Here is a 17,437-nt window from a genome sequence, read left to right as displayed (position 1 = left end):
CATTTTTTGTCCCACCAGGGTGCCAGGCCGAGTTAAGGCTGGCACCAGTAAGGAACCATTACAAATGAGGTGATCAGCATGAGGGAACCGTGGTGGAAAAGGTCGGTTGTGTATCAGATTTATCCGAAGAGTTTTAAGGATACAACGGGAAATGGCGTTGGGGATTTGCAGGGTATAATTGACAAGCTGGATTATTTGAAGGAGCTTGGCGTGGATGTGATTTGGCTGACGCCGATTTATAAGTCGCCACAGCGCGATAATGGTTATGATATTAGCGATTATTTTTCGATTCATGAGGAATACGGCACGATGGACGATTTCGATCGCCTTCTTGATGAAGCCCACAAACGCGGCATCAAGCTAATCATGGATATCGTTGTCAACCACACGTCCACGGAGCATCCGTGGTTCCAGGAATCACGCAAATCGAAGGACAACCCGTACCGCGATTTCTATATTTGGAAGGACGGCGTCGATGGCGGACCGCCGACGAACTGGGAATCAAAGTTTGGCGGCAACGCATGGGAGTACGATGAACAAACCGGGCAGTACTACCTGCATTTGTTTGATGTTACTCAGGCCGACCTCAATTGGGAAAATGAAGAAGTCCGCGAGAAGGTCTACGCGATGATGAAATTCTGGTTTGAAAAAGGCGTCGATGGTTTCAGGCTTGATGTTATCAACCTGATTTCCAAAGACCAAAGCTTCCCGAACGATGATAAAGGCGATGGCCGCCGCTTCTACACAGACGGCCCGCGCGTCCATGAGTTCATGAAGGAGATGAATCGGGAGGTATTTTCCAAATACGACAGCATGACCGTTGGTGAAATGTCTTCGACGACAATTGAAAATTGCATCCAGTACAGCAACCCGGAGAGCAAGGAGCTCAGCATGACCTTCAACTTCCATCACTTGAAGGTCGATTATGAGGGCGGCGATAAATGGACGCTTGCCGACTTTGATTTCATTGCATTGAAACGAATCCTGTCCACCTGGCAGGAGGAAATGAACCGGGGATGCGGCTGGAATGCGCTATTCTGGTGCAACCACGACCAGCCAAGGGTTGTTTCCCGTTACGGCAATGACGGTGAATACCGGGTCGAATCTGCGAAAATGCTTGCGACAACCATCCATATGATGCAGGGGACGCCTTACATCTACCAGGGTGAAGAAATTGGGATGACGAATCCTGGTTTCGAATCAATTGACGATTATCGGGATGTTGAATCCCTGAATATTTTCAAGTTAAAAAAAGCCGCTGGCATGGATGAAAAGGAAATACTCGAGATTCTGAAAAGCAAATCGCGTGACAACTCGCGAACCCCGGTTCAATGGGATGGTTCCCCGAGCGCCGGCTTTACGACAGGGACCCCATGGATTGGCGTAGCCGAAAATTATCCGGAAATCAATGTGGAAAAAGCCCTTGAGGACCGCGATTCTGTTTTCTACCATTATAAAAAACTGATTGGACTGCGGAAAGAATACGACATTATTACGCACGGGGATTACAAGCTCATTCTTGCCGATGACCCGCGGATATTCGCATACACACGCTCATGGAACGGCGAAACCCTGCTCGTTGTGCATAATTTTTATGGCGAAAATGTGCAGTTTGAACTTCCGAATGACGTCCGAATCGATCGTGATGGCGGGGAAGCCAACGTGCTCATCTCCAATTACGAAGACCATCCAGAAAATTACCGTAGTTTCACATTGCGCCCGTATGAATCGATTGCATTCCATTTGAAAAAGTAAAATACGGACAGTGCCGTCCGAAAAATCTTGTTTCACAGCTATTGTTCCACGGAGAAAACGAATTAGGTTGCTTCTTCATAACAAAAAGCAGCAATGCTACAATGAACGGGAGGCAGGCGATACTGCCTCCCAATTTTATAGAGCCGGGTGAGAGCCATGGTAAAGAACAAATACGATAGCATCTACCAGGATATTGCCGCCAAAATTGAAAGCGGTGCTCTTAAAAAGCTCACAAAACTGCCGTCGGAGAACGAGCTAGCGGAAATCTATGAGACAAGCAGGGAAACGATTCGCAAGGCGCTCAACCTCCTCTCGCAGAATGGCTATATCCAAAAAATAAAGGCAAAAGGGTCGGTCGTACTCGACATTGGCCGCTTCGACTTCCCGGTTTCCGGCCTAACTAGCTTCAAGGAGGTCGCCGGAAAAGTTGGCAAAGCATTCAGCACGACCGTCCATGAATTGTATGCCATGAAGCCGGACAGATTTTTGCAAAACGAATTGAAAATTCCTTCCAGGGAGGAAGTATGGAAGGTAGCGCGAACCCGTGAAAAGGACGGCGAGCGCATCATACTCGATAAGTCGTTTTTCGTAAAAAAAATCGTACCGGGGCTGACGAAGGAAATCTGCGAAGACAGCATTTATGAGTACATCGAAGGTGAATTGAAACTGAACATTTCGTTTGCCCGGAAGGAAATCACTGTCGAGGAATGCACGGAAGAAGATCGCCGTTACCTTGATTTGAAAGGATATGACCACATCGTTGTCGTCCGCAACAATGTTTTCCTCGATAATGCGTCCGTAATTGAATTCACGGAGTCCAGGCATCGCCTCGACAAATTCAGGTTCGTCGATTTTGCGAGGAGGAGCAGGTAGGGTGGATAGCGTTTTTAAAAAAATGACCACTTTTTCCTCCTTCTTTCATTCGAAACCACTGGCAAACTCAATTAACAATGAAAAAGCCGTCCTCGACGGCTTTTTGCCATTTTCCATGAATTCATAGGAATTGGTGAATAACTGAATTTTTTCACTTGCCAAAGAATCTAGCAATATGTTTTACTGTCCTTTTTTGATAGAATGGTAGTAAATCAAATGGTTTACGAATGAGTCATACTTAAAACAAAAAATTTAACGATATTTTACATACAGGGCGGTGCGGGATTTGATCGAGCAATGGGGTATAGAAGTGCTGAAAGGAATAGGGAGGATGCTGCTGCATCCAGTTTTCTATTATGTGTTTTTCCTGGCGGCCGTGCTTGGAGTAAGCCGGGTCAAGCGGGAGCGCAAGAATTTCACTGTCAGGGCGCAGGATGCGTATTTCGAGCTTAGGCAGCTGGTGCCGGCCGGGCTGATTGCCGGGCTTGTCCTGTCGCTCGTGTCGCTGGCGTCCGGACTTGCTGTGCCGGTTGCGGCCATCATGCTTGCGGCCCTCTTCACGCTCCTTTTCAGCCTGACCGGAAATATGCGCCTCATCGGCCCTGCCTACACGGTTGGCGCCGCGTTTTTCGCGCTTATTTACCTGGGGGGGAAAAGCTTCAATGTCCCATTCGTCCGTGAAGCATTCGAAGCCGCTTCCGGCAGGATTTACCCCTCCCTCGCCGTCCTGCTCGCCCTCCTGCTCATCGCCGAAGGAACCTTGATTTTAAAAAGGGGAAGCATCGCAACCTCGCCGAAACTCATCACCAGCAAACGCGGCCAGCGGGTCGGCGTCCACGAAGCAAGAAGGCTATGGCTCGTACCCGTGTTCCTGCTCATTCCGGGGAGCACCCTCACATTGCCATTCGACTGGTGGCCCGTGTTTACCATCGGCGAAAACACGTATTCCTTGTTCCTCGTCCCATTCGCAATCGGCTTGCACCAGCAAATCCAGGGCATGCTTCCGGCTGAAGCTGTTAAGGGTTATGGGAAAAATGTGACAACGCTCGGGGTGCTTGCCCTGCTCGTTTCAATAGCCGGCTACTGGTACCCGGTTGCAGCCATTGGCGCGGCGGCCCTTGCCATCCTCGGACGCGAAGCGATAGCGTTTTTCCGAAAAGTGAAGGAAGAGAACCGTCCATTCTATTTTGCGCGAAGAAATGAGGGCTTGATGATCCTTGGCGTCCTTCCAAATTCGCCAGCGGACAAAATGGACCTGAAAGTCGGCGAGCTGATCAGCAAGGCAAACGGCCTACCGGTTAGCAACGAAAATGATTTATACGAGGCGCTTCTCCAAAACCGCGCCCATTGCAAGCTGGAGGTTTTCGATACAAACGGACAAATCCGTTTCGTCCAGCGCGCACTCTATGAAAATGATCATCACGAATTGGGCATCCTTTTCGTCCATGATGACAGGAAGTGGGATGACAAGGCGGTTTAATAAATTTAGGTCATCTTAGTGAATTTTTGAAATAAGGCAGTCCTTTGAGATTATAATCTTGAAGGGCTTTTTTTTTGGAGTTTTCCTATTAGTAGGGGTTTTCAAGGAAGGATTAAGAGGCGGTGTGTTGAATTCTTTTTAATAATTGGTAGCATATGACTCGATAGATGAGAATAGAGAATTCAGCAAATGATAAGAAATTATAACAGGATGAAGGTGGTAAAATAATTTGCAATGAAACTCCACTTGGAATTTTTATCGTCGTATCAAAATTTAGGAGGAATTACGTTGTCCAAAACTAATCAAAAAATTGTTCCGCATTTATGGTATGACAAGGAGGCAAAAGAGGCCGCGGAGTTTTACGCTTCCATATTTCCGGACTCAAGAATTACAAACGTAAGAACACTCCACGACACACCATCAGGCGACGCCGATCTAGTTTCATTTGAGCTTTGGGGACAGAAGTTTATGGCTATTAGTGCAGGGCCATACTTCAAGATCAATCCTTCGGTGTCTTTTTTCGTCAATTTTGATCCATCGCGGGATAAAGATGCGAAAGAAAAATTAACTGAGGTTTGGAACAAGTTATCCGAAGGGGGCACCGGGTTAATGCCACTTGGTAAGTATCCGTTCAGTGAGTGGTATGGCTGGATCCAGGATAAGTTTGATTTGTCCTGGCAGTTGATCCTTACCAATCCGGAAGGGGAAGAGCGGCCTGCAATAATACCTTCATTTTTGTTTGTCGGCGATAAATGCGGCATGGCGGAAGAAGCGATTAATTTTTATCTGACGGTATTCAAGAACGCTAAACAGGGCCTTATCGCCCGTTACCCTGCAGGCATGGAACCTGATAAAGAAGGAACAATCATGTTCTCTGAATTCATGCTTGAAGGCCAGTGGTTTACCGCAATGGATAGCGCGCATGAGCATAAATTCGGTTTTAACGAGGCAATCTCATTTATTGTCTACTGCGACACGCAAGAAGAGATTGATTACTACTGGGAAAGGCTTTCGGCCGTTCCTGAAGCAGAGCAATGCGGTTGGCTGAAGGATAAGTATGGCATATCGTGGCAGATTATACCGAGCAATATGAATGAGAGAATGAGCAAGGGAACACCTGAGCAGATTGCCCGTGTAACGAATGCATTTTTGAAAATGAAAAAGTTTGATCTAGAGAAATTAGAGGAAGCATACAGGGGATAAGTAGAGACCAAGTAGGCTTTAGGTGAAAGTAAGTTTTAAAACTTGAATTTAGTGAGAGTGATTCAATGGAAAAATGTATTGATCAATCTATTCCATTCCTGCAAGACGCCAAGTCTATTACAAAGCTAAACAAAGGGTATTCAGACGATGAAAAGTTTGTTGTTGACGGAAAGTATCTTGTAAGAATTTTTCCAAGTGACAACGAACAAAAGAGGAGAGAAGAATTCGATACCATTCAAGCACTAGCTGAATATTCCAAGTATGTGCCGAGTGGGCTGGAGTTTGGGAGAGTTGAAAATAGCGATCGATCTTATATGATCCTAACCTTTCTGCCTGGGGCCGACGCGGAGGAAGAATTAAGAAATTTAACAGGAGAGGAACAATATTCAGCAGGTTTCCAGGCGGGAAAAGAGCTTAGGAATCTCCATAAGCTGCAAGCTCCAGCTGAAACTCCAACCTGGTATTCCTTTAAAAAGAAAAAAAGTGACCGGTACCTGGCTGAATTCAGTAAATTGGATTTGGATCCCGAAATGAAAAATATCCTTGAAAAATATATAACGGAAAATGAATCACTAATGAAAGATAGGCCAAACACTTTCCAGCATGATGATTTCCATCCTTCCAATCTACTGATTAATAATCGCAAATTTTCCGGGATTATTGATTTTCAGCGAATGGATTGGGGAGACCCGATTCATGACTTACAAAAACTTGGGTTCTTTTCAAAAAAGGTAAGCATCGAATTTACAAAGGGAATTATAGATGGATATCATGGAAACGAAATTTTAGATCAAACGTTTTGGGAACTATTTACATACTATAGTGCCATGCATATCGTTTCTGCTTTGGTTTGGGGGAGGAAGTTAGGTGGGAACAACTATGAAAGGCTATTAAAATACTCCCTTGAGGTTATGGATGATCACGATGACTTTAGAAGCATGGTCCCGAGATGGTATGTTTTAAGGGAAAATTAGAATCAAAAAAGATGCTCCGGATACCTTGTACCGTGAGCATCTTTTCTTGCCTAAACCTTAAATTTTCCTGTAAAACCGCTCGCCTGTTTCAGGGTTGAAGTACACCCTTGTCTTATCCCCGGTCACGGGATCCACGTTGATTTCGTCAGTCGCTATAAACCCGGCGGGAACTTTTGCCCCCTGGTTCTTCTTGTACCGCTTGTCATAAATGAAATAGCCAAGCAGGATGCAGACAATGACGCCGAGGAGTTGCAGCCCGTAAAAACCTGCCGCAATCAGCCAGCCCATTAAAGCTTCTCCACCACGGCCGCAGTGCCATAAGCGACGATTTCGCTCATGTTTTGCCCAATTTCCCCGGAATCAAAGCGCATCATGATGATGGCGTTGGCGCCCATAGCTGTAGCGTTCCGGATCATCCGGTCCATTGCTTCCTTCCTTGAGTCCTCAAGCATGGAAGTGTACTGCTTGATTTCACCGCCGACAAGCCCCTTAAGCCCGGCCATGATGTCGCCGCCCAATCCCCTGCTTCGCACAATCAGCCCAAAGGCAGGGCCTTTAATTTCCTTTACCTGATACCCTTCGATTTTTTCCGTCGTCACGACTATCATTTTTAATCACCTCATTTAACTATTTCGCTAAAGATTACAACATTCCTTTTCCCTATTACAAAAAAAGGATTCACCCTGGCCTGTTAACCTTTGATACTTGCGCTATTAATAAATTATAGGAACTAATTACCCTTGTAACCTACATTAAAGTATTTAACATGGAGTTGTAAGGTTAACTTTTTCAACAAAGGGTCTGAAACAATTACTTCCGAGGCTATGAAAAGTGTAAATTATGTGAAAACATTAACAAGTAGAAATACAAAATGATATAATTGTTATAGTAAAGACAAGGTGGTGAATGCCGATGAAATTTAAATTTTTGTTGATTAGTTTATTAGCCGCATTGGCGCTGGCTGCCTGCAGCAGTGTAAGCTCGAAAGAAAGCAATGGTGCAAAAGGGAATGAAGCCATTGATATCAAAGAAATGGTGCAGGGATACAGTACGGATGAACTGCAGGCTGACTCAGCTTCCATTACATCCAGCCAGCTAATTGTCAAAAAGGACGGAAGCGAGAAAGTCTACAATCTTCCAAAAGACGAGTTTTTTGTTTCGATTGCGCCATACGTCAGCACAACCCATCCTTGAACGAACCATAGCTTGACAGGTTGTCAAGGCGAATTAGCAAATGAAGAGTTTGACGTTTACATTGAAGATGAAAAAGGCAATGTTGTGCTTGATGAAACTGTGAAGTCGCTGGCGAACGGCTTTATCGACCTGTGGCTGCCGCGTAATCAGACGTACAATGTGAAAATCGCCCACAGTGGGAAAACGGTTGAAGCGGAACTATCCACTTTTGAAAACGACCCTACTTGCATTACAACCATGCAACTGATGTAAATATTAAAAAGGGCTCCAAAAGCTTGGACAACGCTTTGGAGCCTCTTTGTATTCTTATAGGTTTTCAGTTTTTCCTTGCATAGTTGTCCGAAGTTGTATCATCTTCGCCCGGGCCAACCGGCATTTATTTAAAAACAGCGGGGAACCTCCCGCTGCTAACCTGAAAACTATTCAATCTCATTTTCCTCATAAGAAATCCAATCACTGAAGCTGCCCAAATAGAGTTTCACATTTTCATAACCCGCTTCCTTCAATGCGAGGAAGTTCGGGACAGCGGTGACGCCGGAGCCGCAATACACCACAACCTGTTTTTCCGGGTCGATGTCGGCAAATCTCTTCTTCTGTTCTTCGATAGACTTATAATGGCCTTCCTCAAGCCCATGCATCCAAGGTTTGTTGACCGCACTCGGGATATGCCCCTTCTTTTTATCAATCGGCTCCTCGATGCCCTGATATCGCTTTTCTTCGCGGGAATCAATCAGGACGGCGTTTTCGGCTAGGCCCATGGAAAGTGCCTTTACCTCTTCCATATCGGCCAAAAGAGCGTCCTGAATGGCAGGCTGAAATGAAGCCCTATTAAATACAGGCACTTCAGCAGTAACAGGATAATTGGCATCAATCCAGTTTTTGAAGCCGCCATCGAGTACATACACATTATTATGGCCTAAATACGTAAGCATCCACCAAAAACGGGCTGCAAAAGCACCTTCACCGTTATCATATGCCACAACGGTTGTGTTTTTCCCGATGCCTGCCTGTTCAAGCTTTTCGATCAATCCATCCAGTTGAGGCAATGGATGCCTGCCGCCGTGATCGGCCACGTTTCCCGAAAGGTCCTTTTCCAAATCAAAATAAACCGCTCCCGGAATATGTGCTTCTTTATACTCGTTCCCGCCCTTTTCAGGGTTTGCTAGCGAAAATCGGCAATCGACAACTCTTACATCTTCTTCATTTAATTGTTTCAGCAGCCATTCTTTTTCGACGATATGCTTCACACGGATTCCCCCAGGTTTGTTAAAATGAAAAAACACTTGTACCCAAAGTTTACACGATTTTCAAAAATCCATGAAATAATAAATGGGGGCTGAAGGAATGGCGATCATTTATGAGACGGAAAGATTGTATATAAGAGAGTTTACAGATGAAGATTTTCCTCCCCTCCATGCACTATTTTCAGACCCGGAAACAATGAAGCATTACCCGGCTCCTTTCAGTGTGGAACAAACGAAGAACTGGATTGCGAGAAACCAATTGAGATACAAGCGTAACTGCTTTGGATTATGGGCGGTTTGCTTAAAGGAGACAGATGAGGTGATTGGCGACTGCGGCCTTGTGAAGCAAACTGTCGACGGCAAGGAAGAGGTCGAAATTGGTTACCATATCAACAGGAGCTATTGGTCAAAGGGCTACGCGTCGGAAGCCGCCCTGGGAAGCAGGGAGTACGGCTTTCGCCGGTTGGGATTAGAACGGCTAATCAGCATCATTGCTCCGGACAATATCCCTTCCATAAGGGTTGCCGAGAAGATTGGCTTTACGCTGGAGAAGGAGTCATTCATTTTTAACAAAATCCATCACATCTATTCCGGTTTCCCAAAAGGATAGATACCAGCCTTTGTACAAAGCGGCCATGCCAACCTGTCATACTCCCCGCTTTCCGGAAATAAATATAGAAGGACAATGTTTTTAGGGGGTATGAGAGTGGCGGGAAAAGATGATTTTGTGCCAGGATTTGTGCCAAACCACAATCACGGGTCTGTCGATTATACAGGGGTTAGTGACGGCCATGTCCATCAATGCCTGGATGTGACATCTCCTCCGATTATGTCTCAGGATGGGAGCCATATCCATTATACGGAGGGGTATGTTGTTTTCGAAGACGGCCATTACCACCAGTACAAGGCATACTCGGGACCGGCGATTCCAGTTGGCAATGGCATGCACGTCCACTACTATGATTTTTACACGACTGAAAACAATGGCCACCGCCATCGGGTAAGGGGCGTCGACCATCCGGCTCCGGGCACGAAATAAGCTCATAAAGGGCGCTTGCGTTTAAAGCAGGCTGCTTTTTCTTTTTGAAAAAGTAATCTTTTCCTCCCACTAAACGTCTAATTAGTAGATGAAAATTGGAGGACTGGGGCATGAAAAGCGCTGTGGTAACTGTCGGGGTTTTATTGCTGGCAATATGCACAAGTATATTTTTTACCTTAGCGGGCGGGGAAGGCGAGGGTAACCGTTATGCGAGGAGCAGCAATGCGGGTGATGAACTGGAAGAGTTAGGCGAAGGAATTCGCCTCGGGATGGACAAGGAAGAAGTAATTCAACTATGGGGTGAACAGCCGACAAATTTTGATGGAATAATGGATGGGAAACCTTATACCGCCTTTCAGTTCAGGACAGGCCAATGGGACATCACCGGATCGAAAGAAATCGCGCTTATCGGCAGGGAAGCCCATCAGTTTGGCAAAACCGGCAAGATTATTTTCGTTTTTTGGAATGGGCACGACACGGCCAGTGATGTGGCAATCTGTTACCGGATGGAACGATCGGAGAAATTCCGCTCTTTTAATACGGGCGAGGCCGGGAAAGAGAACGCATGCGGGACAGATGGCTATGTCATTGTTAAGAAGGGGGAAATGTTTTTTGTGAATGCTGAAAAAGTGCCTCTTTTTAAAAATAAGGAAGAAGCAGTGCTTTATTTTAAAAAGAAGGGCAACACAGGTGTTCCTATTTATTTCCCAAAACAATCGAATCTGCCGAGGTTTTTAGAAACCGGAGATAAGGTGAAGATTTGGTACGACACGAAAAAAGTTGCCGCCCCTGCAGCAAATCTCCTCATAAAAGAGCTTTACATCATGGATGAGTCGCTAAAGAAGAAGGATTGAGAACACCGGCATCGTTTGCTGAATGAATTCTGCGGTAGGAAGGCGGAATAAGAAGAGCCGGCAGTTCAATAAGATTTAACGAGGACACCCTTTTTTTAAGGGTGTTTTTCTTTTAAAATAACGTACAATTCCCTTACTGAAAAAGTTGCTCACCAAACCATTATTTTCTTAAAAAAATTTGGATTTTCCATCTTTACAACGAAATGCCGCAGGAGTATAGTAAGTAGCAGTTTCAAATTTCTGAATCGCTGAAACCGAATGGTGCGGGGGACCCAAACTGTTTTATCAAGGGGTGAATCCTTTACAGGTAGGGCTACTCACAGGCCCGAATCCGGCAGCTAACCTCGCAAGCGTTTTTGGGAAGGAAGTTGAAGCTTGCACGACGGGAGATCAATGTCGGCAAGTCTATTCGTTAATGGCTTGCGGGCATTTTTTTGTGGTGTTTTTTCATAAAGAATAATTCAATTCATACATCTGGCGGTGAACATAAGTGAAATCTTCAATTAAGCGGTATTTGATCGGAAGGCCGTTAAAATCGAACGAACTCGGTGAGCAGAAGCTGAACAAAACAAAGGCGCTCGCCATCCTGTCATCGGACGCCCTGTCGTCGGTTGCCTACGGCCCGGAACAAATCCTGCTCGTCCTGGTGACAATCGGGGCGGCCGCTTTCTGGTACTCGATTCCGATTGCGGTGGGCGTTCTCGTGCTCCTTTTGGCGTTAATCCTCTCCTACCGGCAGGTCATCTATGCCTATCCGCATGGCGGCGGGGCGTATGTCGTATCGAAGGAAAACCTTGGGGAGAACTATGGCCTTGTAGCCGGCGGTTCGCTTCTTGTCGACTATATTTTGACGGTGGCCGTCAGCGTGTCGGCAGGKACGGATGCGATAACATCCGCTTTTCCAAGCCTGCATTCACATAACGTCCTGATTGCCGTCGTATTTGTCCTGCTTATTACGACACTGAACCTGCGGGGCGTGACCGAATCGGCTTCCATCCTTTCCTACCCGGTTTATCTGTTCGTTTTTGCCCTAATCATCCTGATTGGCACAGGAATGTATAGGATTTTAACAGGGCAGGTTACGGACGCCCTGCATTCGCCAATCGGCACCCCGGTAGCCGGCATTTCCCTGTTCCTGCTGCTTCGGGCATTCGCATCGGGGAGCTCGGCGCTGACCGGGGTGGAGGCAATCTCGAACGCTATTCCAAACTTCAAGGACCCTGCTCCAAAAAACGCGGCGAAAACACTTGCCGCGATGGGAACGCTTCTCGCGATCCTGTTTTCGGGCATCGTGCTGCTGGCGTATTATTACGGGATTTCCCCGAACGCAGAGGAAACGGTCGTTTCGCAAATTGCCGAATCCGTCTTCGGAAGAAATCCAATGTATTATTTTATCCAATTCACAACCGCGCTGATTCTTGTATTGGCGGCGAATACCGGCTATTCCGCATTCCCGCTTCTTGCCGTCAACCTGGCGAAAGACAAGTTCATCCCGCGCATGTTTACAATCCGCGGGGACAGGCTCGGCTATTCCAACGGCATCATCACCCTTGGCCTGGCATCGATCCTGTTAATCATTATTTTTAAAGGGCATACCGAAAGCCTCATTCCGCTTTACGCAGTCGGGGTCTTTATTCCGTTCACCCTTTCGCAGAGCGGGATGATTTTAAAATGGCTCCGGGAAAAGCCGGCGGGCTGGCGAGTGAAGCTTGCCGTCAATGCGACCGGGGCGGCCATTTCGTTCATCGTGTCATTGATGTTCTTTTTGACAAAATTCACACAGGTTTGGCCGGTGCTGGTGTTCCTGCCGATGATCATATTGCTGTTCCATCGGATTAAGAAGCATTACGAGGCGGTTGGCGACCAGCTGCGGATAGGTTCCTGCGAATCCGCCCCCAAAATTGAAGGCAATGTGATGATTGTCCCGGTCGCAGGTGTTACCCATGTCGTTGCGAACTCACTGAACTACGCAAAGTCGCTGAACGCAGACCAAATCATTGCGGTTTATGTCGCCTTCGACCGTGAAGAAGAAAAGAAATTCGCGGAGAAATGGGAGAAATGGCAGCCCGATGTCCGCCTCGTTACGCTTCATTCGCAATACCGGAGCATCATCCAGCCGCTGACAAAATTCGTCGATATAGTTGAGCATAAGGCAAGAGAGGCGAACTACCGGGTATCAGTCGTCATCCCGCAGTTCATCCCGAAAGAAGGCTGGCACAACATCCTTCACAACCAGTCCAGCTTCCTGATTAGAGCGTTCCTGCTATACCGACGTGACGTAATCGTTACAACCGTGCCTTACCATTTGAAAAAATAAATCCTTGCCTTTGTGGCAATCGATTATCATGGATAAATCTAAATTTGAGGCGGTCATTTTTTTAAAAAAAGGCCGTCTTTTCAATTAATGCATGCTGATGAAAAAATGGGTGAAATCTCTATAAAATTGCCAGGAATTTGATAGTTTCAAAGCGATTGAAACGGGGAATTCAAGAAAGGATACACTTTTGGGGGAGGCTTCAAAATGCTTACGATAATTCCTAGCAGGGATGAATCGACCATCGCTGTTGAATTCTCCGGCACGGCAACACGGGAAGATGCCGAAAAGCTGGAGCAGTTTGTAAAAAGCACGATTGGCGATCATCGGGAGTTTAATATATTTGCAAAAATGCATGAAGTGGATGGAACAACGCTGATGGGGCTTGCCTATGGCATGAAATTTGATGCGAAACGGTGGGGCCAATTCAGGAAGTTCGCCGTTGTAACGGATTTGAAGTGGCTTGAATCGGTGACAGAGCTTGGGAAATTCCTTCCCGGCCTTGAGGCAAAGCATTTTGCGAATGGCGAGGAAGATGAAGCCTGGGCGTGGATTAAGGAATAGGTGCAAAAAGGATTGGGCTGGAAAGATCGCAGCCTTTTTTTCGTGGCGGTTTTCTCTAAAAAGGTTTCATACTTGCTATAGAGTGATTTGCAAGCAAATTTGGCCATTCTCCATGGAAGAGGTTGCTTTTATTAGAGAATCCTTGGGAATCACGTCTTTATTCTCGATAAACGTTAACACCATTGTTATAGTAATAAATAGAAGACTAGACCGAAGTTTAGGGAAAGTGTGGGAATAGCTGTGACTTTTAAAAAGAAACAATTTTTTGGACTCGGTTTGACGCTTTTATTTATGATACTGCTTTTATTTGTCATATTATCGTTTACCGGAAAAATCAAGACGAATATGTTGTTGATTGTCGAGGACCGGTACGAAAAAGTGAATGAAGCTATGAAAATTCGCCAGGCTGTGCTCGTAACGGACAGGGAACTCGTAAATGCGATTCAGGAAGGGAACGAGCCTAATCTTAAAACGTTGATTCCATTGTTGGAGTCCAATCAGCAAATTGTCCAAGAGTCGATTATTAAGCTTGACGGAATTCTGAGCAAGTCGAAGTCTAGAACTTTGCTCAAAGAAATAGATGTCGCCTACCAGGAGTATTTAGGGATGGAGAAAGAGCTGGTTGCCGGGCTAAAGGCAGGTGCGAAACCAGCGGACCTGCGAAGCATTTATTATGGCTCTGTAGGTGAAAAGGGAGAATTGGTTAAAAAGGTTAACGATTTTAAAACGTATCAGGAAAGCCTTATGAACAAGTCATTAAAAAGTGCCAACAAGGCCTATGACCAGTTGTTTGCCTCGCTATTTATCTCCATTTCTACCGCAGCGGTCTTAATCACCGGTGTAACACTTTGGGTGATCCGCAGCACGAGCAGAAGATTGGATTCTGTTGCTGAAGGCATCAACATGATTGATCATGGCAATCTTGGCGAAATTCCGCGGATAAAGGTTGAGGCGGATGATGAAATTGGCCAGATTGCATCTGCCTTCAACTCGATGGCTGTGTCACTTGAGACATACTACCAGAAGGAACAGAAATTTACCGCAGAAATTTCCGAGCAGAACTGGGTTCAAACCCAATCCGCAGAACTCATCAATCTGTATCACAAAAGCACGGAAATTGAGAGCCTTGCCGAACAGCTGATGGCGAACCTGGCTCCGGCAGTCGGGGCCAGCCTCGGGGCATTTTACCTTATGGAGAACCAATCTTTAAAAAAGGTAGGTTCGTATGCTGACGGGGGCGGAACAGCAGGCCGTGCTGATATCGCGCTCCGGGAAGGCCTTGCCGGGCAATGCGCTGTGAAAAAAGAAGCTATCTATATTGAAGATATACCGGAGGATTATTCAGTAATTTCCACGGGACTGGGCGAAATGAAGCCGAAAAGCCTCCTAATTGCCCCGGTTCTCGTCAAGGATGAAACGGTGGCGGTTATCGAACTTGCATCCCTAAAACCATTCACCGAGGCTGAAAGAATGCTGGCGAATAAAGTATTTGAAACGCTTGGCATGGCTGTAATGAATACCCTTAGCAGAATGGAAATTGAACGCCTTCTCCTTGAGTCTCAGGCCCAGGCAGAGGAGCTTCAGTCCCAATCCGAGGAATTGCAGTCACAGTCCGAAGAATTGCAAACCCAGGCGGAAGAGCTGCGCATGATCAACGAGCAGCTGGAAGAACGGACAAAGGATGCGGAAATCAAGTCGGCCGAGCTGCTAAAAGCGAAGGAAGAACTCGAGGAAAAAGCGAAAGAGCTGGAGCTTAGCTCGAAATACAAATCCGAATTCCTGGCGAATATGTCCCATGAATTGCGTACCCCGCTAAATAGCATTTTGCTGTTGTCGGAAATGCTGGGGGAAGATTCGGATGAAAGCCTGACGGATGAGCAGAAGGATTTTGCAAAGGTTATCCATACATCAGGCCAGGATTTGCTCAACCTTATTAACGATATCCTTGACTTATCCAAAGTCGAAGTCGGAAAACTGGAAGTTGTTTTTGATGGAGTCAATATCGCAGATTTCGGGGGAAGGCTCGAGCATCTATTCTCCCACCATGCTGTCAGGAAGGGTCTCGGATTCATGGTCGATATTGAAGATGATTTGCCTGATCTTTTTTACACGGATGAACAGCGCCTGCAGCAAATTGTTAAAAACCTCCTATCGAATGCCTTTAAGTTTACTGAGTCTGGCGCTGTTATTGCCAGCATAAAAAGGGCCGAGCAGAATGAGATACCAGCCTATCCAGTATCGGATACATGGTTGAAACTTTCCGTCAGTGATACAGGGATTGGCATCGCGAAGGATAAACAACGGCTTATTTTTGAAGCTTTCCAGCAGGTCGACGGTGCGACTATGCGGAAATATGGCGGCACCGGGCTTGGGTTATCGATTTCAAGCGAGTTTGCCCGCCTCCTTGGCGGAAAGGTTACAGTCGAAAGCGAGGAAGGTAAGGGTAGCACCTTCACACTTCTAATCCCAAGCCTGCCTAATGGCCTCCCTGCACCCACGGAGACGGAGACTGCTGAAGTGGAAAATGGACCTGAAAGTGAAATGGCTGCAACTAATGTCTCCGTTGGCAGAGGAATGATTTCGGAGACAGTTGATGCAGCAAGTATAGAAGTGGCTGCAGGATCTTCCGCGGATGTGGGTTCCGTGGGACTTGCGGCTGGATCGGATGATGGCGGCGAGCCTCCATTTAATAACCTTCGCGGCAAAACGGTCGTTGTCGCCGATGATGACCACCGCAATATTTACGCGCTTGAAAAGGCGCTTGCCAGGGAAGGCATGAATGTCCTATCGGTTGAGAATGGAATGGAGTGCCTGGAACTTCTCAACAGGACCGATAACGTCGACATCGTTCTGATGGATATTATGATGCCAGTCATGGACGGTTATGAAACGATGAAGCAAATAAGGGAAATGGACCGCTATGGGAACATTCCAATCATTGCCTTGACTGCGAAAGCGATGAAGGGCGATAAAGAAAAATGCCTGGAAGCGGGCGCCTCGGATTATATCAGCAAGCCGCTCAAGATAGATCAATTATTTTCAGCAATGAGGGTTTGGCTCGCCAGATAGAGGGGGATTTTTTTGCAAAAGGAAGAACTTGAACTTGAATTATTGCTGCTGGCGGTCTACAGGCTCTCCGGCTTCGATTTCCGGCAGTACATGAATTCATCCATTATGCGCCGTGTACAGAACCGGCTGAGGCTCGAGCAGCTTCCCGGTATCTCCCGCCTCACGGAAAGGGKGATCGAAGACGAATCTGTCCTTAAAAAATTGCTCGATGATTTCTCGATCAACGTTACGGAGATGTTCCGTGATCCAAGCTTCTTTGCTTCGTTCCGGCGAAATGTCGTCCCCCATCTGAAGGGGCTTCCTGAAATCCGCATTTGGCACGCCGGCTGTTCAACGGGCGAAGAGGCGTATTCGATGGCGATCTTGCTCGAGGAAGAAGGGCTCGGTGACAAGGTCAAAATCTATGCGACCGACATGAGCGAAAAAGTCCTGCGAGCCGCAGAAAAGGGAATAATTCCATTGTCCAAAATGCAGGACTATACAAAAAATTACCTGCAAGCGGGCGGAATTCGCTCATTTTCCGAATACTACACGGCTGACAGCCACTTTGCGACACTCGATCCGTCGCTCCGGGAAAAAATTATTTTTGCCCAGCATAATCTAGTGACGGACGGGTCATTTAACGAATTTCATGTGGTCATCTGCAGGAACGTCCTCATCTATTTCAACCAGGACCTTCAAAACCACGTACTCAGGCTCATCGACGCGAGCCTCGGCCAGGGAGGGTTCCTCGGGCTTGGCAGCAAGGAAGCCATCCGGAGCGAAGTCCATCCCTATTTCGTGGAGTTTGATGCATCAGAAAAGATTTTCAGGAAAATGAATTGAAAATAAAGACGCACCGCTTTCTTCGGAGAGCGGTGTTTTTTTTCGGGAA

General features: G+C 46.6%; 16 protein-coding genes and 1 riboswitch. Of the genes, 13 read left to right on the top strand and 3 right to left on the bottom strand.

Features of this window, described 5'->3' with window-relative positions:
* Window positions 1–78: 78 nt before the first annotated feature.
* From treC to ADU24_RS19810, 5 genes are all read left to right on the top strand, one after another.
* The gene (gene treC, locus ADU24_RS19830) at window positions 79–1,755 is read left to right on the top strand and encodes an alpha,alpha-phosphotrehalase (protein ID WP_053368256.1); all 1,677 of its coding nucleotides are present in this window, start codon (window positions 79–81) and stop codon (window positions 1,753–1,755) included.
* Window positions 1,756–1,911: 156 nt separating this feature from the next.
* Window positions 1,912–2,628, top strand: a complete 717-nt coding sequence (treR, locus tag ADU24_RS19825) for a trehalose operon repressor (RefSeq protein WP_053368255.1) — start codon at window positions 1,912–1,914, stop codon at window positions 2,626–2,628.
* 286 nt (window positions 2,629–2,914) lie between these two features.
* A complete protein-coding gene (locus ADU24_RS19820) occupies window positions 2,915–4,108 on the top strand; it encodes a PDZ domain-containing protein (protein WP_053368254.1) in 1,194 nt (397 codons plus the stop codon).
* Between the two features lie 288 nt (window positions 4,109–4,396).
* Window positions 4,397–5,311, top strand: a complete 915-nt coding sequence (locus tag ADU24_RS19815; RefSeq protein WP_053368253.1) for a VOC family protein — start codon at window positions 4,397–4,399, stop codon at window positions 5,309–5,311.
* A 65-nt stretch (window positions 5,312–5,376) separates the two neighbouring features.
* The gene (locus tag ADU24_RS19810; RefSeq protein WP_053368252.1) at window positions 5,377–6,285 is read left to right on the top strand and encodes an aminoglycoside phosphotransferase family protein; all 909 of its coding nucleotides are present in this window, start codon (window positions 5,377–5,379) and stop codon (window positions 6,283–6,285) included.
* A 57-nt stretch (window positions 6,286–6,342) separates the two neighbouring features.
* Here ADU24_RS19810 and ADU24_RS19805 read toward each other — a convergent pair whose 3' ends face one another.
* Entirely contained in the window at window positions 6,343–6,573 is a 231-nt protein-coding gene (locus ADU24_RS19805; RefSeq protein ID WP_053368251.1) for a hypothetical protein, read from the bottom strand.
* The gene (locus tag ADU24_RS19800; RefSeq protein ID WP_053368250.1) at window positions 6,573–6,893 is read right to left on the bottom strand and encodes a YbjQ family protein; all 321 of its coding nucleotides are present in this window, start codon (window positions 6,891–6,893) and stop codon (window positions 6,573–6,575) included. Before ADU24_RS19800 ends, ADU24_RS19805 begins: the two co-directional genes overlap by 1 nt.
* Before the next feature lie 304 nt (window positions 6,894–7,197).
* Between ADU24_RS19800 and ADU24_RS23415 the strand changes: the two genes are divergently transcribed.
* Entirely contained in the window at window positions 7,198–7,731 is a 534-nt protein-coding gene (locus ADU24_RS23415; RefSeq protein WP_197277536.1) for a CueP family metal-binding protein, read from the top strand.
* A 167-nt stretch (window positions 7,732–7,898) separates the two neighbouring features.
* Here the strand turns inward: ADU24_RS23415 and ADU24_RS19785 are convergent, their stop codons facing one another.
* A complete protein-coding gene (locus tag ADU24_RS19785; RefSeq protein ID WP_053368247.1) occupies window positions 7,899–8,726 on the bottom strand; it encodes a sulfurtransferase in 828 nt (275 codons plus the stop codon).
* Window positions 8,727–8,823: 97 nt separating this feature from the next.
* Between ADU24_RS19785 and ADU24_RS19780 the strand changes: the two genes are divergently transcribed.
* From ADU24_RS19780 to ADU24_RS19750, 7 genes are all read left to right on the top strand, one after another.
* A complete protein-coding gene (locus ADU24_RS19780) occupies window positions 8,824–9,333 on the top strand; it encodes a GNAT family N-acetyltransferase (RefSeq protein WP_053368246.1) in 510 nt (169 codons plus the stop codon).
* 90 nt (window positions 9,334–9,423) lie between these two features.
* Window positions 9,424–9,762, top strand: coding sequence for a YmaF family protein (locus tag ADU24_RS19775; protein WP_053368245.1), 339 nt, complete (start codon window positions 9,424–9,426; stop codon window positions 9,760–9,762).
* Between the two features lie 110 nt (window positions 9,763–9,872).
* The gene (locus ADU24_RS19770; RefSeq protein WP_053368244.1) at window positions 9,873–10,616 is read left to right on the top strand and encodes a DUF3221 domain-containing protein; all 744 of its coding nucleotides are present in this window, start codon (window positions 9,873–9,875) and stop codon (window positions 10,614–10,616) included.
* Window positions 10,617–10,852: 236 nt separating this feature from the next.
* Window positions 10,853–10,984: riboswitch (cyclic di-AMP (ydaO/yuaA leader) on the top strand.
* A 122-nt stretch (window positions 10,985–11,106) separates the two neighbouring features.
* A complete protein-coding gene (locus tag ADU24_RS19765; RefSeq protein ID WP_053368243.1) occupies window positions 11,107–12,933 on the top strand; it encodes an APC family permease in 1,827 nt (608 codons plus the stop codon).
* A gap of 204 nt (window positions 12,934–13,137) precedes the next feature.
* Window positions 13,138–13,494: an STAS/SEC14 domain-containing protein gene (locus ADU24_RS19760; RefSeq protein ID WP_053368242.1), complete on the top strand. Its 357-nt coding sequence runs from the start codon at window positions 13,138–13,140 to the stop codon at window positions 13,492–13,494.
* A gap of 240 nt (window positions 13,495–13,734) precedes the next feature.
* A complete protein-coding gene (locus ADU24_RS19755) occupies window positions 13,735–16,563 on the top strand; it encodes a response regulator (RefSeq protein WP_053368241.1) in 2,829 nt (942 codons plus the stop codon).
* Window positions 16,564–16,575: 12 nt separating this feature from the next.
* Entirely contained in the window at window positions 16,576–17,388 is an 813-nt protein-coding gene (locus ADU24_RS19750; protein ID WP_053368240.1) for a CheR family methyltransferase, read from the top strand.
* Window positions 17,389–17,437: the final 49 nt, after the last annotated feature.

The organism is Bacillus sp. FJAT-27245, from assembly GCF_001273955.1.
Lineage (GTDB): Bacteria > Bacillota > Bacilli > Bacillales > Cytobacillaceae > Bacillus_D.
This window is presented reverse-complemented; position numbering and strand designations above follow the sequence as displayed.